We start from the raw sequence: 19,245 nt of genomic DNA on the forward strand, positions 1-19,245 counted from the left end.
TGTTGGCAACCTCAGTAATCTGAAAGTCATGGGTCTTCTTTGAGCGTCTTTCTGAGAGGAAGAGACCGCCAGTCGAACTCTTATAGTGACGGTGTCACGTTATTTTTGTTGTTCCGGGCCTTATTCGAAATAAATTTTGGCGCTGAAGCTCATAACTTGATACGGATCGGGTAGGCAGGTAAGTCTTAATATGCAATCACTTGAGTTGCAAGGCGCGCTGGGTTAAATATACAGGCAGGCTGTAAATTTTTGATATTATTAAGTTGCGCTTACCGGGAGGGGGGATGAGTTATCGCAGTGATCATAACGGTTGGGAGATATTGTTGAGTACTCATACCCGTCCTATCTTGGCCCGTCGATTAATAGAACAAATCAAAAAAGGTTCAGATTTAACTAACGGGATTACCCGTCAGGAAATCGCAGAAGATAATAACCGTTACCGTTGTGCGCACTGCCTGGTACCCGTACATTTAGCTGGGGGGACACATGAAGGTAAAGGTTCGCAGTGCCTTCACTTCCGTCACTTTACAAAATCCCTCGAGCATAAGCAGAAAGTTGAAGACTGTCCTTTTTGTCATCCTGATCGTGAGCAGCGTAAGTTATACAATGAAGTCTTTCGTGGTGAGGGGGACTGGCATCTCAGTCATAAGGAAAAAGTGGCGGAGATTTTGTCCGGCGATCCGCGTATTGATGCGGACTCAGTGGCAATGCAGCCTTATATCTTCAAGCGAGACCACGAGATTAATACCCACCGCAAGCCAGATATTTACTGTTGCGATAAGGATGGTAATCACTGGGTCTTTGAACTGACCCGTTGGTGGTTGAACCCTGAAACCGCCCTTGCTCGTCAGCGCTTCTACCGTCAGTTGGGATACAACTTGGTCTGGCTGTTCAGCCCTGATTGTCAGGAGAAGAATCGTTCGACATTTCATCTGTTGCTCTATGGTGCTAATTACTGCGAAGATTTGCCGCCAGAAAGGTTAGGGCAGGACGGTGCTCAGTTTAATGCATTTGTGTTATCTGAAGCTGCTATCAGCCAGAGTGAATCTGAGGGGGCTCTGCATTTGGAGGTGGTCTACCCGCACTTCAAGGTCGATGAGACGATTGGAGCTATCGATATCACTTATCAGCGCCAAATCATGAGTATGCATTCGCTGTCTCTTTCTCCTAAGGAAAGATTACCGTTCGGGGTTATGACGGCGGTTCAGTTGCAGCAGGCTAAAACTCATCTGGATGCTGCCCGGGAGATTCTTGCCCGGCAGGAAGAAGAGGAGCAACGCCAGCAACAGGCGTCTGTGCTCAGTAGCATCCGTCGGGATCTCAGCCAGCTTCGCCGTTTGCTCCGCCGGGTGCCGATGAATGATGTTCTTGTCGAACAATGCCGAGAATTACTGAAGCAATGCAGTGGGGATAAGCTGAATGTTTTTCCTGTCCCACGGACATTGCGGATCCGGTTGGTTATAGCAAGGGCAGAAAGCAAAGTGCAGTCTGTTATAGACAGTTACCTCTGTGAGAAAGCAGCCAAAGAGGTACAGCAGCAGGAGTTGAAGGAAAAGGCTCGGGTATTTGTTAAGCAAATCCGGGGAAACACGCTGGATCCAAAGAGTAAGTTGAGTGACCAAGGACGGCAGCTCTTCAGACAGTTGAAATTGCTTGAGCTGGATGAGGCGGCAAGTCGGCTGAAGTCTGTCTGTAATAACTGTCATCACCGTTACATTATTGAATATACTGACTCGCTCCAACTGGCTCTGGCACATCAGCAATCGGATCAGTGGCTATCTGATAGCCGGAAGCGAGTAATGTCGCTAATCCGTTATACAAAAGCATTTCAAGAAGTGGAGTTGCAGTCACTACTGGAAAAAATACTTCCTGCGTTCGATAACCACGCTGCCTATCTTGCTTACTGTCGTCTGGCTGCAGAGTTGACAAAATCCGAGTTGAGACCGGGTTTATTGGATGAGGTTCTCGGGATGAATGATTCACTGATGATTGCCGGCCTCAGGCAGCAGGCCAATAACTTAATGACAACAATGGTGCGTCGTTATCAGGCTAAAGGCCGGGAGGACTTTGCTAAGTTTTCAGTGTGGGACAGAAATACTGACTACGATAATACTCTTCCTCTGCTTGTTCAGTGCTCGGAAGGTATGCCAGTGGCGATAACCACACTGCTTGGCTGTAAGGATGAGTCTCTGCAATATCTGCCACTCCTCCGGAATAGCTATGTGGGTCTGGCGCAAGAGGCTGCCACGATTTTTTTTGACTCCATCTGTAAGGCTCTGACCGACATCTTCAGCAAGGTTAGCCGAGAAGGGTATAGCTATGATGAAGATGACTGTCTGGCTGCGAAAAAAGTATTAGAAGACTTTGATCTCTATGCCTCATCATTTCAAACAGACGCAAAAGAAATTGATATTAAAAGATTGTTTTATAAGCGTTATGGCAAGCAGTTGGATTGGTTATGTAAGGTATTTAAGAGTTATGAAGAGATACGGAACAGCTCTTCCTTCGAGCCTATCACCTGACGCATTGTTGCTTTTGGCTCCCGCCGGGTGATGGTGCGACGCGTTCCATCGTTTGCTCGCATGGGCACCCGTCTTGATGAAGCACCTCTTACCATCTTCAATTGTTTGAGATGGTCTAGTTTTTATGGGTATTTTGCACTTAAGTACCAGTACGGTAGGTACGTGAAAGCAGGCATGCAGCCTAATACTTTATTATGTTCTAAGGAGAAAAATGAAACTTTCAGCTTTGATTAGTTTGATACTTTTGACAGGGTGTACTTCTAGCCAGGTTGCACCAATAGAGGTGCACAGCTATGAAGTTAGTGATAACAGCTACAATTTGATAGCTATTAGTGAAAAGAAACTAACGAGCTCAAATAATGAAATCGATAGTGTTTTCGAGGAAAAGATTAATGAACTTTGCCCATATGGTTATTTAATTTCAGAGCCAACAGGGATTAATGGTTCGAATGACGCATCGAGAAAGAGAAACATGGAGCACTATATCAAGAAAAACGCAGTCAAAAGTGCCTATAGTTACTCTAAAAATGTAAATTGCACGATATGATTGCAAGCATAACAAGTAATCATGGTAAGCCGTAGCACTCGGTGGTTTTGGTATGAAGTTCAGTGTGCTTTGCTTGTATCGCCATTAACTCAGAATCTAATGAAAGTGTTGGATTTGCTTTAGCTGGTGAACAGCAAGGAAAAAATGTAATAGATTTAGTTTACGTCGCTAAAGGAAACAAAGGGAATCAAATTGGTAAGAGCCTAATCCAATATGTTGAGCAAAACTATGCTCAACAGAATACTTTCCTTTATGTAACTGTATGTTCTTCACAAGACGGACGACATGAGAAGCTTGTTAGTTATTATCATAAGCTCGGTTATAAGCGTAATCAAGCTACTGAAGAATTTGTCGAACTGGCAAAACAAATATAACAAAGCATTTAAGAGTGATTCTCAACGCTTGGCATTTTCATTCTAGGTAAGTTTAGTGTGAATGGCACAATGGTTTAGGTAAGGTGGTCCCCAGATGGAGTAATTAATCCATAGGGAATTTTTGTTTCTGGTGGAGTACACGCATAATTCGGATGATATCGCCTTTAACCCAGTACGATACGATCATTGAAATCTCAGGAATAATGAGCAATCGTCCGCGGATACCATCTCGTTGTACTCCCATAAGAGGTTGCTCTAGTAAGTTTTCTACTTTTGCTTCGATGAGGCTGTCAGTTTTCTCTGCGACATCACGGTTGAAATCATAGAGAAATTCAAAGATTTTTTCGCGGTCATTAAGTGAATCTTCTTCCCATAAAATCATTGCTTACCTCGATTGCGGATCCTGGCTTTTCGCTCTTCCATTCGAGATTTAGCAGTTTGGTGCTCAACGAAAACTGCTTTTCCTGAGTCAAACTTCTCAAATGCTAGGTTTACTTGTTCAGTTAGCCATGCATCGTGAGATAATGTTTTTCTTTGTTGTTCAGCGAGTTGTTCCGTAAGTTCACGGCAAGCATCACTCAGTGTGCGACCTTGGCTTTCAGCCATTTGTTGAGCTAGGCGTTTTGTTTCCTCATCAACACGAAATTGAATTCTAGTGTCCATTATGTATTCCTTTGTTGGTGTGTGTACAAATGTTAGCACTAGCTTTTGAGATGGGCAACTAACAAACAATTTAAGAGTGATTCGGCACGTGTGGCATTTTTACTATGCGTTGGTTTTAGTGATTAAGGTGGTATGCGGAGGCTTGGGTATTGCATGCCTCACACCTTAATCGGGTGTTACCCATACTTTCTTTAATCCAACGAGACGGTTATCACCTTCTCACTGGAAAATCCACATCTGGGTCAAGTTCAAATCGCAGCCCAACTAAGGAAAAAGCACGGGATAGAGATAAGCCAGTCTACGGTTCGGCGTATTTGGCTAAGGCATAAAATTAATACGGTGGCCCTACGAGTAGATAGAGCAAAATCATCGCTAGCTGCTGCTTAGCGATGATTAACAGTTGAGAGTTCCATGCGGAGACTGGTACGCAGGAACGATAAAGCCCCTCTGTAATTAGTCCGTCAGTCTCCCTCTGTAATCACATCCGTACACCTTATTACTACACTTCAGTAGCTAAAAAAATTTCAATATCAGGTTAAGTTTTGCACGTTGTGAGTTAAATTCAGGCTGATGTAATTCAAAACCTCTGCGACAGTTAACCTCTCTTCACTCATACCCTCTGGCGCAGTTAGCACATCTTATCCATACTAGGGGATATCGCTATATATATCCCTTTATGAGGATATTGCCTTCCATATCCTTTACAGAGGATATGAACTTAATTATCCTTTGGTGAGGATAGCAAGGTTTAAGATATCTACTGATGATTTACAGCCCAAAACAATTAGCTAACCAGTTAAGGTTACTTAGACTTCAACACAACTGGACGCAAGAAGATGTGGCTAAACGTGTTGGCGTTAAACAATCAACTATTTCTAATTTTGAAAATAACCCAGATAAAACTCAATTAATTACCTTGTTTAAAATTCTTCAAGCTTTGGAAGTTGAGTTACAGATTGTGGTGCAAAGCCAAAAGAGCAATGTTGAGCCTGAAGATGATGAGGATTGGTGATGAAAAAGTTATTCACTTACATGAATAATGATTTGGTGGGCGAGTTTATCAAACAATCTAATGGTGCCCATCAGTTTCGATACTCGCCAGAATGGATTAACAGCCATCGTGCGCGAGCTTTATCGCTTTCACTGCCTCTACAATATGACAAGATCACATCAGACTCAGTAATCAACTACTTTGATAATCTATTGCCAGATCTTCCTGAGGTGAGAGCAAAGATTGTTGCTAGGCATCATGCTGATTCAACTCAGGCATTTGATTTACTATCAATGATCGGGAGAGATAGTGTTGGAGCTATCACTCTGCTTCCCCCGGACGCCATTCAGAATGTCAAAAAGCTGGAATATGAAGAGCTGTCAGAAGAACGGCTTGAGCGTATTCTATCGGCTTACATGTCAAATGCGCCGCTCGGGATGCTTGAAGACGATGATGAGTTCAGGATTTCAGTGGCCGGTGCACAAGAGAAAACCGCACTTCTACGCATCGGTCAAACATGGTGTGTTCCACATGGCAGCACTCCAACGACCCACATTATTAAATTACCTATCGGTGAAATTCGTCAGCCTCATGCCACTTTGGATATGAAAGACAGTGTGGAAAACGAATTCTTGTGTATAGAGCTTGCCCGGGAACTTGGCTTTAAGGTGCCGGAAGTTGAAATCGTGCGCGCGGGCAAGATGAAAGCAATCGCTGTCGAGCGTTTTGACAGACGTTGGGCTAAGGATTCGAGTTGGTTGATTAGGCTTCCTCAGGAAGATATCTGCCAGGCTCAGGGTAAGCCGTCAGCACTTAAATATGAAAGTGATGGTGGTGCGAGTATTAAAGAGATCATGGCGCTTCTGATGGGGTCTAGTAACGCATTGCAGGACCGAGATGATTTTATGCGTTTTCAGGTGTTCCAGTGGATTGTTGGAGCGACCGATGGGCATGCGAAGAACTTTTCAATTTTCCTGGAACAAAGTGGGGCGTATCGGCTTACTCCTTTTTACGACATACTCTCAGCCTATCCAATTGTCGGTGGCTCAGGATTAAATATTCGTAAACTCAAGTTGGCGATGGGGCTAAAAGCTTCAAAAGGCAAAAAATATCAAATCGATAAGATCTATGCTCGTCACTTTATCGCAACTGCTAGTGATGTTGGTTTCAGCAAAGAGCGAATGAGTGAAATACTTGATGATTTTGTTGTGGCGCTACCAGCAGCGATAGAGCGCCTTGATAAGCGTTTACCGGAAAACTTTCCCGCAAATATAAAAAAAGTAATATTTGAGCACTCACTTGCACGAGTTAAGCGACTAGCTTTAGGATAAGCTTCGCATTGCCCCAATGCTGAGCAAGTCGCTTCCAATGCTATAAATATTGACGAGGCTTTGAGCTATATAAATTACCGGACCCACTTTGTTTGTGAATGCGATAATGAAAAAAGACGGTTTATGCGTTGACCTGTAAGAAAAAATCAGAGGCGTCATTATGCGCCTCTGGCTAGTATATTCTTAGGTAACAGAGCCGCAGCCAATGGTAAAGGCGTCACCCATCTTAAGAGGGGGCATTTTGCGGTTACCAATTCCTGGTGCTGCTTCGTAGTTGTGGTTTACATCTGTTGCAATTAATACGTCTGGCTTAAGCTCGCCCACTAACTGCCAGTGAAAAGCTTTTTATCAAAAGATGCCTATACTACTTTCTGTCAGAATAAGCTGCTGATGTGTGGGGTTAGTTCATTAAGAGTTTGTGAGATAGCCCAGTGCTGGTGGTTGGATTGCCAAGCTCCAATATTCATTGATCTAAACGAAAATGGCCAGTTGGCAATAAAGCTGATACCTCATTGCAAGATACTCCGTAGTTAGTTCGTTCGTAACTAATAGGCGCATTTGTGCCTTCTGTTAAACCCTTGTTCTTACAAGAGCTGTTGTGGCTGTTTGTGATTTTGGCAAAGAATATCGTGTTTGCCAAAGGTTTTGCCTCTTTCAAATACTGCCTTACTTCTACTACATGATAGAATGAAGAAAATAGAAGTCATTGCTCCTCTCGCTGTTGGGGAAATGACAATAATGGCATAAGTGCCCACAAATGCAGCTTTGTTCCCTCTGAGGGTGAAAAGGACCATGTTGATGTTCCTGTGGGGGAAGGTTACTTATGAGTTGTTGTTTAATGCAGTTGCATTAATTAGTGACGTGTATGATAAAAATATTTATTAAGATATATATCCTGTGTGCATTTATTCTTCTTGCTGTAATTCTCTATAAGAACAACGAATACTCAGAGATGGCGCTAGGGGATAAGGTAAATCAAACCATTTATTCTGAAAAGCGTGTGCACTATCCCAAAGGGATAGAGACGTATAAGTATATGACAACGTTTGAAGAGAAGCTTTTCGGTTATTACGATGTGGATTCATCAATTATAGGAAGTACGCTTAAAAAAAGGTCGTATAAAACGTCAGCCCTGTTTTTTTTGAGTGACGATGTGTATTCACTTAAAACTAAATCGCATGAGCATGTAACCGGTGACGACTTTGAACATGATTTTAGTGAAGCACACCTTTTAAATCATGAGCATGAGGAGTTTTACCAAATTATTTATAATCGAGATAAATTTATTTGTAGTACAAATATTTCGACAGATTCCGTTCAGTGTTTTCGGTTTATGCGATAATAGTGGCTTGCCACTCATTGAAACTCCTAGCATTTCTAAGCAGTCTAAGTGGTATTGGTGTAACCAAGTAGAAAAAAGGGTATATAAAAATGAAGGATATCTTAGAGCAGGCCATTGAACTTCGAAAGCAAGGTGCATTTGAGGCAAGCCGCGCCTTGCTGATGCCACTGCTGTCAACTCCAGCGACAAAAGGTCGGGCACATTTACATATGGCTTGGTCATTTGATAATCAGGGGAAAGAAGCTCAAGCAATCGAGCATTATTTAAAGGCGTTGGATGGCCATTTAACAGAGACTGAGATTTTTGATGGCTTATTTGGACTTGCTAGTACGTACAGAAGCTTAGGCTTTTACGAAAAGGCGATAGTTGTTTTTGAGAACATCATAAACCAATACCCTGATGCGATTGAGGCTAAACCATTTTACGCTATGTGTTTATACAACATAGGCCGATATAAAGAGGCAACTGCGCTATTACTGAATCTATTGCTTGAGACCACTGATGAGGCAGCAATTTTAGAGTATAAAAGGGCAATTGCGCTCTATGCTGAAGATTTGGATCGCACTTGGTAGTTTTTTCAGTGGCGTGGCTATTAGCTTAGTAGGAATGTCTATTGTGGTTATTTTTACATAGGTATTTGCAGTATATTGTAATTGGCATTTTTGTGACTTCGCCATACATAGAACCTAAGCCATTCATACTTAGCGCAGAAATCCACACTCTATGATTTTAGAAGAGGTGTCATCACAGACTGTGGGATTATTTCTTTTTTTAATGGAATTGACGCCATGATATTTTACTACCGGATAATTTCTCTGCATGTAGTGGTATGAGAGTTGATACTGGATGTACATACAAACTTACCATCTTCATAAATAACTTTGAAAAATTCTAGCTTAGGGTATTGTTGCTGTGCGGCTTCTACAATATCAGTTTCAATCATCTCCTTGTATTTGTCGTCATCACGAGGATAAGACAGAAATGTATTGTTTTTTGTGAATAAAACGAAATAGGCTGTATGAAAAATCGTATCAGTCTCAAGTGTTGCAATTGAGGCTGTAATCGTGCGGAAACCGAGTATATTTTCTTTTATCTTGTTAATTTCTTTATAGTAATCATTTTCATCTGTGGAATAGATAAACTTATCGGAATAAAGAGTTTTAGCAGAAAATTGCCCTATAGTCTTGGGTGTATAGATATTATTTGTATATGTAAGATATAGTAATACACATAGTGAGATGGTTGCATATAAACCAACACATACTTTAGTTGCACTTTTCAACAATCTTCTCCTGAATGTAATCAAAATTTAACTCAACGGAAAACGATAGGTTTTTTGTGTTTCTCTCACCGGTTTTTTTATTCGTGAAGATACAGGATACGTAAAAACTGTCAGGATTCTTGGATATCATTACATTGTGAATATTTTCAGGTAGTTGTTTCTCTATATGTTGATAAAGATTCAAACTTGCAGTGTGGTGATCAATGATAAACATGACACCATTAGTTTGGTATGTAGTGGTGTTATATTCAGGCGGATTCGTTGCATTCCAAAATAGGTCGTGAGTATAAAAAATATTCATGCTTGCTATTATAAACAGCGCGTAAAATGGCCAATCTTTTACTACCTTTGCTGACAGTAAAGTTGTAATGAGTTTTTGTTGCAGCGTTAGTTCAACATCTTTGTCATCTAGGGTTGATGAAGGAACGGTGGCTTCCGGTAGTTCTGGGGCAGGTCGGGTATGTTGAACCTCTATGTGGTCAGGTAGCAACATATAGCCAGCTTTAGGTTTTGTCTTTATGACTTTCTGCTCTTTTCCGTTATCATCAAGTGCTATACGAAGTTGAGATATTGATTGCGCGATATTTTCATGAGAAACAACCCGGCCTCGCCAAACTTCATTAAGTAGCGTTTCTCTGCTGACGTACTCTCCCTCATGTTGGATAAGCATCTGAAGAATTTCACACTCAGTTGATTTGAGTCTCCGTGCTCGCTGTTTTAACGGGTTCGTCAGTTGATGATATGACATTGGGTTAAATGTCCACACGTTTTAGATTAACTCTTATTAATATAAATATCATCTATAATACTACTTCAGCTTAAGACTGAACAGCATCATCTGTTGATAATCAAGACCAATTTAAAGCCGTAGGGGATTATTGTGATCTCAGAGTGATTGTTTCTAGATTTTTATCTGATTATTACCAAATTATAGCAATGAAAAAATCTGATACCTTCTGTAGTTATCAGATTTCATATACATTGTCATTTTGACTGACTTTTGGAATAAGATAGCTTTAAACACTCAAAATTAGAATGTTGACATAAAGATGCCTGTATTTGTCTGATTTATGACGTGGTTATTGTTATTAATGTCGTTATTATTGCCAACGTTTATCAATACGATTGCGGTTTATGCCAAGCTATGACATATCAACCTTAACGATGTTAGGTATTGAGCGAAAAACATGGATTTTTTTCATACATTCAAGAGAATATAAAATGTCTACTTAAGCGAAGAGTTATAGGAAAGTGATAATAAAATTGAATTTAGGCTCAACGCTGAAGAGATAATGTTTTGATGGCAATTAACGGAGTATTGCGAAGTAATGAGTTATTATTGGTTACCATTTAGAGATGAAAACTGGCATCTAGATACAATAAGTAGGATGGCCAGAGCTGATTCAATACTTCCTTTTGATGATTGTTCGCCTGCAGGGCGTACTCGCACCGGGGCAAATCGTCGAAATGCGAATTGGAAAGATATAACTTTGAACGACCACCTCTTTGTTGTGGGACATGGACATAAGTTTTCAACAAATATGATTAGTTGGAAACTTAATGATGCAGAGCATGTAACTTGGACCGCATCTGAGTTAGCCGATAGACTTGCTTATAATTTAACACATGCAAAAAACTATAATCTTACTATTCATGTGCTTGCTTGTTTCAGCGGCAACAACATCACTTTCTTCTCAAAATCCTTTGGAAAAAAATTAGCCAAGAAATTAAGGTCTAGGGGATTTAGCGGTAACCTGGTTTGCTATAAGGGTGGTGTTGGTATGCTTAAAGCCCGTGGACACCAAACTGGAAGCAGTAGAATTACTGCGGCGCCACATTTTATTTTTGGATCTGGTGCTGACGTGAAAGGTAAATCAACTGATAATTCTACTATAAAGCTAAAAATTTAGAAATATAAAGACACTTAGAAGAATATATAACAATTATTTGATTATGTATTCTTTTATGACGTTTTTAAACACAATATGCAGTTCATAATTGAATTGTATTTAATCTAAATGAAATTTGTTTTGATGGACTTTAATTACTGTCATTGATGATAACTACTAGCTTTGTTTATCTGTGACTTTAATACTTACTATGTGTAAAAACCACCTTGATTTTCAAGTTTCCCTCACTCTTTTCTGCCGCTTCTTAGGGGGACACCCCCGCTAGCTCGTTCCCATCCACTCCCAGCCACCCCCGACGCACATTTTTGCCACAAGTGCCTTGACGCGAAAATTTGGATTGATAAAATCTGGCATAGCCAGCTTTATTAAAATTATTCTAATCAATTAAAAAATTAAAATATTTTAATTTGAAAGATCGGGCGATGTATATGTCACACGCGATATTGGTGTTTCAATGGTTCTGCCTATTGATATTATTTTCAATAACGCTAACGTTTGATTGTCCGAATCATGTCCATACTGTGTCCAAATCATGTCCGTTTCGTGTCCTTTTCTTAAGTCTTTGATCTGTCTTTTTTTGAAAAAAAATCTTTTTTAATCGAAATTCGTCTTAATTATCTGTTTCTATAAAAAATTCGGACACGATCTGGACATGATTCGGACACGGTTCAGTCACTATAAACGTAAAATTGCTGGCTATCATTTATGCTATGTAACAAATTTTTCATGAAAACCTTTAGCTGAGCTGCTAAATATCATTTACTACTTAGGGTCCGTACGGTTTAAATTTTAATTGAGATTCAACAGTTCTCTACTGATTAGTATTGTGTGTGGTAATCTAATTTAAAGATGTCTGAGTTAAGGATAAAGCTAGATGAAAAATACTGATGCAACCCCAGAGTATGAAACCTTGGAGATAGGAACGCCATTGGATTATACCTCAGACGTTTACCGTGTATATTTTGAAGTTCGTGACTTCGAAGGGGTATTTAAAAATGTTATTTCAGAATTTCTTGGTCCTGAAACAGCTGAAAAAATAGAAACGTTATCTCACGGATACGAAATAGAATTGCCCATTCAGTGTATACCCGAAGTTATCGTGTGGCTAACAAACGAAAATATAGCGGTTTATCAGGTGGTACGCTACGCCAAGACCAATAAAACCTGGGGCTAGTCTTAACTGTAGGTCTTTACGTTAGTTAAACCTAAATCCTGATGAGGAGACCAGTGAAAGAAAAAGCGGGTATTGATATGTATATGTGTTTTATTGCATAATGTTGCTCGATACGATTAAATTAAATCCGGCATATTTCTTTTAACTAGAAAGTTAACTCCCGCGGTTCAAAGCAGAAACTTCTCATTCTACCTATAGATATTAAAAAGATTTCCCAAATCAACGATGCTCTTGAACCGAGTAATTGGTAAGACCTCTAAGTTTCAAACCCTCTCGATAAAGTTAAAAGTTACGCAACCCGATCAATGTCAAAGAAATAAGTACATCAACCAGTAAAATGCCCAGAAAAACATACTTAGGCAGGTTCATTCTTGAGGGCGGTAGCGTATTGATATTTTAGTTTGCTCTTCTTTTAAGTGGAACTTTGTCGAGATATACGAACTAAGTTCGCATATTTCTTTCGCATATCTTCCCTATATGGAAGATATGCGAACATGGTTCGTAGAATAAAATGTTAGAAGATTTAATTAAGTAAGGTTAAAAATTGTTTAAATATGGGTTCATTTTTAATGCAAAAAAGTTGTTTCTTCGAATTGTTAGAGCATTAAAATTTTGGGTTGATGGACTGTTTTTACAGAAGAATATTCAAACAAAGGTGGGTAAAAATAAAGCTATGAATTTTGCAGGGCGTAATTGGTATTATAGTTATCGAGAGTTATTCTCAATAGGTACCGAGAAAAAATTCAATAAAGCGTCTAATGATATTGCTAGCCGCTATGCGCTGCTAACCAAATCTTGGAACGAAGACCTTAATTCACAGTGGACCTCACGAACTTACTTGTCCACCAAAATGATCCTCAATGCGACTGTACTGTTAAAGCAGCGAGAGTTTGCACAAGAGTCGAATCTACGGGTGGTTGTTCCATACCTTGAATATTATGCTGTTTTGTCTTTGCTTCGTGGTGTAGTTTTTATGCTTCCTGATAAAGACTGGGAAGATGGTAAGCTCATAGAAATTTCTCACGCAAAAGCAATTAGTTTAACGTGTGATTGGATTGCTAAGTTTGACCAAGAGAAAGCTAAAGAAGTTAAGAGCTTTTGTAACCAGCTAAAAGCTCAGCGAGAACTCATATCATATAAAGCACCTGCAAGCGGAGATGCTAATCTTGGATTTGATTATGATATAGAATATTTTGCAACTTTATTAGCTGAGGTAGCACAGTTTAACTCCGAACTACTCGAGTCATCTGTTAAGAAAAATACTTCAAAGGATGATCACGTTCTGCTAAACAAACATGCAGAGCAAGTATGTAATATAGAAATTGAAGGTTTCGAGTTCCATGATGGTGAAGATAGCCATCGTATGGACTATGTACGACGTAAGCAACCGCATCCATTAAATTTAGAGCTATTCATGACGGAAGGGCAGGTTGAAGATTTTATTGGTGCTTGGGATGCTGACGATTATGAAGAAGGCTCTGAAGAACAGATGTTTTACTCTGGTTCTCCGTCAAGTTGGCAAGATATATTCGACGTGCCATAAATCTTCTAACAAACTGTTTAAGAGTGATTCGCAACGCGTGGCATTTTGACTATGCGTTGCGTTTAGTGTTTAAGCTGGTATGCGGCGGCTTCGGTATTGCGTTGCTCACACCTTAACAGGGCGTTATAACCTTGCTTTAGTTTAGATTTTTGAATTGATAGGTATTTCTATAAATGAGTAGTGAGTCAGCTTTAACGGCTGTATCGGAAGATAATGAGCCAGAATCAACAGTTTTGGAACTAACACCTGATTGGTCTGAATCCGTACAAGTTAATATTGCAATTGCGATGGCTGCATTATTGGTTACAGCATCAGCAGTTACTCTACCTATGATGGCATCAGTTACACAACAAAGCCATCAATATCTCAATGATATATTTTGGTTAGTAGGGCTAGGTTCTATTGTTACGTCTGCATTACTAATAGATTGGGTTTTAGATAAATCTCATATCAATTTTAAACAGCGTTTGACGTTAATGGGTGGTGGTTATCTAGCCTTTGCATTGTTGATTTCATTTATCAGCATTGCTGTTACAGCTCAGTTTTTTGCACTTGAAATGGATAAAATAGAAACAACGATTTTTAGTATTCCATTCTTATGTTTTTTTATCGGTGGAATTAGTGTGTTCTTTAAAGTTATGACAGAAGACGATCATTCTTTAGCCCTGTTCGGCATCTTGAGTTCATTCGGTCTCTCCTATCTGTTAATTGAATTTCCGTGCATATGGTTATAACAAATCGCACCATGGCGACCCGTTACACTCAGCGGTTTTAGTACTAACTGGCGGTGGTGTTTAAGGTAATTAATTTGGGCATCTGCGAAATAACGGGCGCATGTGCTCAGGCGTTATGGCTTAAAAGCACTGGCAACGTGGCTTTCGCTTTAAGGTCTGTGGGTCAAGCTTAGCGGCTATTAAGCCGATCTTCTCAGGCGATATAACTGAACACTTTCCGGTATAACGAACTGTGAATTTGGCTGGCTTTGTCCGCAGCACACTTGATTTTCTAACTGTTGTCGCTGTAAGAAACGCCAGAAACTTCATCGAAAATCAGCTTTCAAATATTGGCTAAATGCTAACAGATTTCTATCGTCACAAATTTTCCCGAAGCTTCAGGTTTATATAAGTTGGTAAAGAGCAATTCTTTGTCCAGTAGCTACTGATTTTGCTAGTTGGTTCATGAAGTTATGTATCAATTTCTGTTCGGTTTTTATCGGTAGGGTAAACTGGCAGGCGTTCGAGCAGATATTTCTGTAGCGGTAGCGTATCTGGTAAGTGATTCAAATCCTTGAGTTTGCCATAACAAGGCAATTAAGGTGATGCGTTACACTCGGCGGTTTTGGTTCGGAGTCTAGTGCGCTTTGTTGCTTCGGTGGGGCACACCTTATCGCAGGCGTTATACACTACAGGGAACAACGTGGTAAGCAATATAAAACTATTGATATTATCATCTATCTGCCTTTTGTTTGGTTGTGGTGATATTCAAATTGAAAAGAACTGCTTTGAACCGGTTCAGTTCAAAGTTGGCGAGCTATTCTCAAACGATAATGTCCGTGTTACTCCTGTGTGGGGAAATAACTCCAATCAAGAGTATTTAAAAGAGCATGGGGTAGTTGGTTACCTCAGCATCAATGGTTCATATGAACGAGTGCTTCCAAATAACACACTGAATTTTACTGGTAACCTATACAAAGTAGTCCCCAGCGCTGCTGAGCGTTATATTGGTTCAAGCTCTGAATATATTATGTTTGAGGCTACTCTAAATGATTTCAAATATGTGATTCCAGATTTAGAGCCTCAAAATCTGAAGTTACCTTATCCAGTAGGTCGTTGTAACTTCTGAAAAATGTGTATAACAAGGCAATCAAGGTGATGCGTTACACTCGGCGGTTTTGGTATGGAGTTCGGTGCGCTTTGCTGGTTCAATGGGGCACACCTTATCGCAGGCGTTAGTTGCTACGAGGAAGTAATGAAGAAAGAAGACGGTATTTCAAAGTACAAATTAAAAAAACTAGCAACTGAATCACTCCGTAATGTTTTGCGCCTACATTTTGATTCAATCCTCTTATATGAGAATGGCTCTTATCCTTCTGCGTTTCAGTTATCTGTATTAGCTGTTGAGGAACTATCAAAAGCAAACTGGATAGATCATTATGTTTGGAGCAGTGAAACAAATGAGGGCTATCCTGATGCTGAGTTTGAGCATGAGTGGCTTAAGTTGTTGTATTTACATCCTAAGAAACAGTGGAATTTTGTAGCTAGGGAGCAAGAGTTTTTTTCACCCAAGTTCATTGAGTTAATTCAAAGCCGTAAACTAGAAGAGAAGAAACAAAACTCAATATACGTAGGCCTGAAACGTAATAAAGGCAAGATCAACGTTGATAGTCGAGTTTCTACTCCATGGAAAATTAAGCAAGAGGATGCCAAGCAGGTCATTTCACTTGTGAATAGTGAGTTATTGCGATATTGCAAATGTATCGAAGAATATGAGTTTTACTTTGAAGGTGTGACTGACATGGATGAGGTTTTTGATTATCAGATTTTTTCTAAGTTACTCCAGTGGCCGCATAAAAGTGGGTTACGAAATGAATCTTGGGTTAGCAAAAACAGACTGCGCAACTAACAAAGGCATCAAGGTGACGCGTTACACTCGGCAGTTTTGGTATGGAGTTTGGTGCGCTTGGTTGGTTAGTCGTGGCGCACCTTATGCCCGGCGTTATGTAACTTTCATCAATCAAAGGAGTACATATTGAAATTCACAAGTGATATTTTTGGCGAAAATGGTCAAGATATGCTTAATACATTATTTGGTGTTGTCGAAAATATAGATATCACGAAGTATCAATTTATGTCACATAAAGAGCATGAATTATTGATGTATAAGGATTTTTATACTGGCCTAAAACAGTATTGGGTGGAAATCTTATTTAGGGCTCACTTCGCATCAGTTGCATCTATATATCGCAATTATCAATGGGTTATGGGGATGGAGTCTTCTTATAAGAACAATCTTTTTTTACCTTATACTGCTTGTTTCAGAGCTTTGATTGAGTCTGCTGCAGACACGTTTGACTCCTTCAATGGAGTGCCGGTGGCACTAGCAAAAAACAATAAGCAAATCAATAAAATAATTACCGGAAAGTACAAGAAAAAGGTAGGGTTTGTTTCAAAAGAATTGGAAGACAAGTTAATTCATTTCTCACACGCCCGCAGAGTTGGTAAAAAAGAGGATGTCCCAGACAGCCATCAAGCCAAAAGTGCCGCTAAATATATTAACAGTCTAGATAAAAATAAGAGCTTAAAGCTTTATGAATGTTATTCCGAGCTTTGCGAGTACACTCACCCAGCTGCAAGTAGCACAGGGAACTTTATGTCCTCAATAGATGAAAATACGTTCGTTTTTTCTACGGGATTTGATAAAGACAAAATCATAGCATTATCCTCAAAGTATAGTGATGCTATTGAGGTTCTATTATCATGTGCATTTAACCCAGGTTTAATTACGTTAAAACTATTGCGTAAGCTCTCTGAGCCAACTTGCCAAGTACCGATAGTAGATCAAATAGGCGTTGGTGATATGCCATTGTGGAAAGAGTGTATAAAGCACTTTAAGTGAAAATTACATAACAAAAACATCAAGGTGACGCCTTATACTCGGCGGTTTTGGTATGGAGTTTGATGTGCTTGGTAAGTTCATCGTGGCGCACCTTATGTTTGGCGTTAAGCGTTAAGCGTTAAGCGTTAAGAGGGGAAATGAAAGATTTCGCAGTACTAGTGGGGAATGACATTAATAATGTAAATCCCGGGAATTCATGGGGTGATTTACTTGCTGAATTAACAAGTTACCTTTCAATTTCAGTAGATTTTGATCAAGATAAGCCATTTCCATTAGCATATGAGGAGATATATTTTAAAACAGTGAGAAATGGTGGTTATAGTGAGAGAGAGATTAAAAAATTTGTTGCTGATCATATTAACAAAATTAAAAGCAGCTTCATTCATGAGGCAATAGTTAGTCTTAATACAAATCATATTCTTACTACAAATTATGATTTATCTCTTGAATCAACTGTTACGAGTAATGCAAATAAACTTACCAATAGTGGATTCATTACTGAAAGTAAATACAATATTTTCCGGAATCACAAGGTTGAGAACAAAACGTTTTGGCATATTCATGGTTCTGCGAATGCTCATCTTTCTATAACACTAGGCTATGAACACTACAGTGGTTATTTACAGCATATGAGAAGTTATGTTGTATCAGGTACAAAAGATACATATAAAAAGAAAAGCTTTTTGCCATTGACGAAAAGGTTTAAAGACGAGGTTATCGAAAATCATTCATGGATAGATTTATTCTTTACTAAAAATATTCATATTTTAGGTTTGTCGCTGGATTTTAATGAAACAGATCTTTGGTGGTTATTAACTTTTCGGGAAAAATCCAAGTATAGCAAAAGCCTAGATATTACTAATGAAATTTATTATTACATTCCCGAGGAGTATGTGAATACTTCTAAAAGTAAAATCGACATGCTGAAAAGTGTAGGTGTATCTATTGTTCCAGTAGGCGGTCATTCGATCAATAAAGGTACTTACTATAAAAATGCAGTTAGTAAGATCGTTGAGAAAAGCGCTTAACAAGGCAATCAAGGTGACCCATTATACTCGGCAGTTTTGGTATGGAGTTCGGCGTGCTTTGATAGTTTAGCGCGGGGCACCTTATTGCTGGCGTTAGGTTTCAGAATGGATTTATAAAAAAAGGATAAGGAATAAAAGTTATGAAGAAAACTTTAACTCTAGCAGCAATTTCTATAACCCTTGCAGGGTGTGCTACATCAAATTTAAATTATAGTAATCCGCAGACATATAACATAAAAAACCAAGAAATAATCAACGAAAGCTTTGATGTAGTCTGGGATCGTTTGGTTAAAAATTTATCTTCAGATTTTTTTGTAATAAACAACATCGAAAAAAACTCTAGAATAATTAACGTTTCGTTCTCAACAAATAAACCTTCAGATTATGTTGACTGTGGCACTTCCACGCGCGAATTTTCTAATGCTCATGGAAAGAAAACATATACTTATGATCCTTCGGATAGTGCAAGATATACGTTTACTAACTCACAAGGTAATGCATTTAATGCAACTCGTACTTCAAGGCTTAATGGTCGAACTAATATCTATTTAGCTCCAGAGGGGGATGGTACGATAGTTAATGTTAATACAAAGTATGTTGTCGATGTTGATATAAAATATCATAATTTCAGTAATCAATATGCTGGTAATGATAATTTTATATTCGATTTTTCAACAAAAACAGACTTTTCTACATTAGATGGTGTTACCTGTACTGCACGTGGAAACTTAGAGCAAAGAATCCTTAACTATGCGAAATGAAACCTAACAAAGGCATCAAGGTGACTTGTTACACTCGGCAGTTTTTGTCTGGAGTTTGGTGCGCTTGGTAGGTTAGTCGTGGCGCACCTTATGCCCGGCGTTATGGCACAAAAAGCACAGGCAACGTGGTTTTTCGCTTCAAGTTTTCTGGGTCAAGCTTAG

The 19,245-nt window shown here is 39.3% G+C and carries 19 protein-coding genes; 15 read left to right on the plus strand and 4 right to left on the minus strand.

The features are described from left to right. The first annotated feature begins 284 nt into the window (after positions 1 to 284). The 3 genes from C942_RS17225 (at position 285) to C942_RS17235 (ending at position 3,443) form a co-directional block, all read left to right on the plus strand. The gene (locus tag C942_RS17225; protein ID WP_007468078.1) at positions 285 to 2,522 is read left to right on the plus strand and encodes a DUF6035 family protein; all 2,238 of its coding nucleotides are present in this window, start codon (positions 285 to 287) and stop codon (positions 2,520 to 2,522) included. 211 nt (positions 2,523 to 2,733) lie between these two features. Further along, positions 2,734 to 3,069 carry a hypothetical protein gene (locus C942_RS17230; protein ID WP_036800807.1) on the plus strand — a complete coding sequence of 112 codons (336 nt, stop codon included), beginning with the start codon at positions 2,734 to 2,736 and terminating at the stop codon, positions 3,067 to 3,069. Positions 3,070 to 3,131: 62 nt separating this feature from the next. Next, positions 3,132 to 3,443 carry a GNAT family N-acetyltransferase gene (locus C942_RS17235; protein WP_007468079.1) on the plus strand — a complete coding sequence of 104 codons (312 nt, stop codon included), beginning with the start codon at positions 3,132 to 3,134 and terminating at the stop codon, positions 3,441 to 3,443. 103 nt (positions 3,444 to 3,546) lie between these two features. Here the strand turns inward: C942_RS17235 and C942_RS17240 are convergent, their stop codons facing one another. Both C942_RS17240 and C942_RS17245 read right to left on the minus strand, forming a co-directional pair. After that, the gene (locus C942_RS17240; RefSeq protein WP_007468081.1) at positions 3,547 to 3,825 is read right to left on the minus strand and encodes a type II toxin-antitoxin system RelE/ParE family toxin; all 279 of its coding nucleotides are present in this window, start codon (positions 3,823 to 3,825) and stop codon (positions 3,547 to 3,549) included. Continuing rightward, on the minus strand, positions 3,822 to 4,106 hold the full coding sequence (locus C942_RS17245; RefSeq protein ID WP_007468083.1) for a type II toxin-antitoxin system TacA family antitoxin: 285 nt from the start codon (positions 4,104 to 4,106) through the stop codon (positions 3,822 to 3,824). Before C942_RS17245 ends, C942_RS17240 begins: the two co-directional genes overlap by 4 nt. Before the next feature lie 763 nt (positions 4,107 to 4,869). Here C942_RS17245 and hipB point away from each other — a divergent pair. The 3 genes from hipB (at position 4,870) to C942_RS17270 (ending at position 8,342) form a co-directional block, all read left to right on the plus strand. Then, positions 4,870 to 5,118 (plus strand): type II toxin-antitoxin system antitoxin HipB, encoded by a 249-nt coding sequence (hipB, locus tag C942_RS17250; RefSeq protein WP_007468085.1) that lies wholly within the window; start codon positions 4,870 to 4,872, stop codon positions 5,116 to 5,118. Beyond that, complete coding sequence (locus tag C942_RS17255) at positions 5,118 to 6,428, plus strand: type II toxin-antitoxin system HipA family toxin (protein WP_007468087.1); 1,311 nt, start codon at positions 5,118 to 5,120, stop codon at positions 6,426 to 6,428. The genes hipB and C942_RS17255 overlap by 1 nt, the downstream gene beginning before the upstream one ends. Positions 6,429 to 7,859: 1,431 nt before the next feature. Beyond that, the gene (locus C942_RS17270) at positions 7,860 to 8,342 is read left to right on the plus strand and encodes a tetratricopeptide repeat protein (protein WP_007468091.1); all 483 of its coding nucleotides are present in this window, start codon (positions 7,860 to 7,862) and stop codon (positions 8,340 to 8,342) included. Positions 8,343 to 8,569: 227 nt separating this feature from the next. Here the strand turns inward: C942_RS17270 and C942_RS17275 are convergent, their stop codons facing one another. Next, a complete protein-coding gene (locus tag C942_RS17275) occupies positions 8,570 to 9,052 on the minus strand; it encodes a hypothetical protein (RefSeq protein ID WP_036800816.1) in 483 nt (160 codons plus the stop codon). Then, on the minus strand, positions 9,036 to 9,800 hold the full coding sequence (locus C942_RS24445; RefSeq protein ID WP_007468095.1) for a winged helix-turn-helix domain-containing protein: 765 nt from the start codon (positions 9,798 to 9,800) through the stop codon (positions 9,036 to 9,038). The genes C942_RS17275 and C942_RS24445 overlap by 17 nt, the downstream gene beginning before the upstream one ends. Positions 9,801 to 10,380: 580 nt before the next feature. On the opposite strand from C942_RS24445, the gene C942_RS17285 reads away from it, so the two are divergent. The 9 genes from C942_RS17285 to C942_RS17325 all read left to right on the plus strand — a co-directional run bounded on the left by C942_RS17285 (position 10,381) and on the right by C942_RS17325 (position 19,083). After that, positions 10,381 to 10,962, plus strand: coding sequence for a hypothetical protein (locus C942_RS17285; protein ID WP_036800819.1), 582 nt, complete (start codon positions 10,381 to 10,383; stop codon positions 10,960 to 10,962). Between the two features lie 874 nt (positions 10,963 to 11,836). Further along, positions 11,837 to 12,136 carry a hypothetical protein gene (locus C942_RS17290; protein ID WP_007468096.1) on the plus strand — a complete coding sequence of 100 codons (300 nt, stop codon included), beginning with the start codon at positions 11,837 to 11,839 and terminating at the stop codon, positions 12,134 to 12,136. Between the two features lie 544 nt (positions 12,137 to 12,680). Next, complete coding sequence (locus tag C942_RS17295) at positions 12,681 to 13,679, plus strand: hypothetical protein (protein WP_007468098.1); 999 nt, start codon at positions 12,681 to 12,683, stop codon at positions 13,677 to 13,679. A gap of 173 nt (positions 13,680 to 13,852) precedes the next feature. After that, complete coding sequence (locus tag C942_RS17300) at positions 13,853 to 14,413, plus strand: hypothetical protein (protein ID WP_007468100.1); 561 nt, start codon at positions 13,853 to 13,855, stop codon at positions 14,411 to 14,413. Between the two features lie 619 nt (positions 14,414 to 15,032). Further along, positions 15,033 to 15,521 (plus strand): hypothetical protein, encoded by a 489-nt coding sequence (locus C942_RS17305; protein ID WP_157372650.1) that lies wholly within the window; start codon positions 15,033 to 15,035, stop codon positions 15,519 to 15,521. Positions 15,522 to 15,647: 126 nt separating this feature from the next. After that, positions 15,648 to 16,301 carry an AbiV family abortive infection protein gene (locus C942_RS17310; RefSeq protein WP_036800878.1) on the plus strand — a complete coding sequence of 218 codons (654 nt, stop codon included), beginning with the start codon at positions 15,648 to 15,650 and terminating at the stop codon, positions 16,299 to 16,301. 126 nt (positions 16,302 to 16,427) lie between these two features. Next, entirely contained in the window at positions 16,428 to 17,294 is an 867-nt protein-coding gene (locus C942_RS17315; RefSeq protein WP_007468105.1) for a hypothetical protein, read from the plus strand. Between the two features lie 137 nt (positions 17,295 to 17,431). Further along, a complete protein-coding gene (locus C942_RS17320) occupies positions 17,432 to 18,322 on the plus strand; it encodes an SIR2 family protein (RefSeq protein WP_007468108.1) in 891 nt (296 codons plus the stop codon). A gap of 140 nt (positions 18,323 to 18,462) precedes the next feature. Then, on the plus strand, positions 18,463 to 19,083 hold the full coding sequence (locus C942_RS17325; RefSeq protein WP_036800826.1) for a hypothetical protein: 621 nt from the start codon (positions 18,463 to 18,465) through the stop codon (positions 19,081 to 19,083). Positions 19,084 to 19,245 lie beyond the last annotated feature (162 nt).

Source organism: Photobacterium marinum (genome assembly GCF_000331515.1).
GTDB lineage: Bacteria > Pseudomonadota > Gammaproteobacteria > Enterobacterales > Vibrionaceae > Photobacterium > Photobacterium marinum.

What these genes read in the sequence shown, in the direction of transcription:
- C942_RS17255 (WP_007468087.1), top strand. Translation starts at nt 5,118, where the DNA reads ATGAAAAAGTTATTCACTTACATGAATAATGATTTGGTGGGCGAGTTT.
- C942_RS17245 (WP_007468083.1), bottom strand. Translation starts at nt 4,106, where the DNA reads ATGGACACTAGAATTCAATTTCGTGTTGATGAGGAAACAAAACGCCTA.
- C942_RS17320 (WP_007468108.1), top strand. Translation starts at nt 17,432, where the DNA reads ATGAAAGATTTCGCAGTACTAGTGGGGAATGACATTAATAATGTAAAT.
- C942_RS17270 (WP_007468091.1), top strand. Translation starts at nt 7,860, where the DNA reads ATGAAGGATATCTTAGAGCAGGCCATTGAACTTCGAAAGCAAGGTGCA.
- C942_RS17225 (WP_007468078.1), top strand. Translation starts at nt 285, where the DNA reads ATGAGTTATCGCAGTGATCATAACGGTTGGGAGATATTGTTGAGTACT.
- C942_RS17310 (WP_036800878.1), top strand. Translation starts at nt 15,648, where the DNA reads ATGAAGAAAGAAGACGGTATTTCAAAGTACAAATTAAAAAAACTAGCA.
- C942_RS17240 (WP_007468081.1), bottom strand. Translation starts at nt 3,825, where the DNA reads ATGATTTTATGGGAAGAAGATTCACTTAATGACCGCGAAAAAATCTTT.
- C942_RS17300 (WP_007468100.1), top strand. Translation starts at nt 13,853, where the DNA reads ATGAGTAGTGAGTCAGCTTTAACGGCTGTATCGGAAGATAATGAGCCA.
- C942_RS24445 (WP_007468095.1), bottom strand. Translation starts at nt 9,800, where the DNA reads ATGTCATATCATCAACTGACGAACCCGTTAAAACAGCGAGCACGGAGA.
- hipB (WP_007468085.1), top strand. Translation starts at nt 4,870, where the DNA reads ATGATTTACAGCCCAAAACAATTAGCTAACCAGTTAAGGTTACTTAGA.
- C942_RS17325 (WP_036800826.1), top strand. Translation starts at nt 18,463, where the DNA reads ATGAAGAAAACTTTAACTCTAGCAGCAATTTCTATAACCCTTGCAGGG.
- C942_RS17230 (WP_036800807.1), top strand. Translation starts at nt 2,734, where the DNA reads ATGAAACTTTCAGCTTTGATTAGTTTGATACTTTTGACAGGGTGTACT.
- C942_RS17290 (WP_007468096.1), top strand. Translation starts at nt 11,837, where the DNA reads ATGAAAAATACTGATGCAACCCCAGAGTATGAAACCTTGGAGATAGGA.
- C942_RS17285 (WP_036800819.1), top strand. Translation starts at nt 10,381, where the DNA reads ATGAGTTATTATTGGTTACCATTTAGAGATGAAAACTGGCATCTAGAT.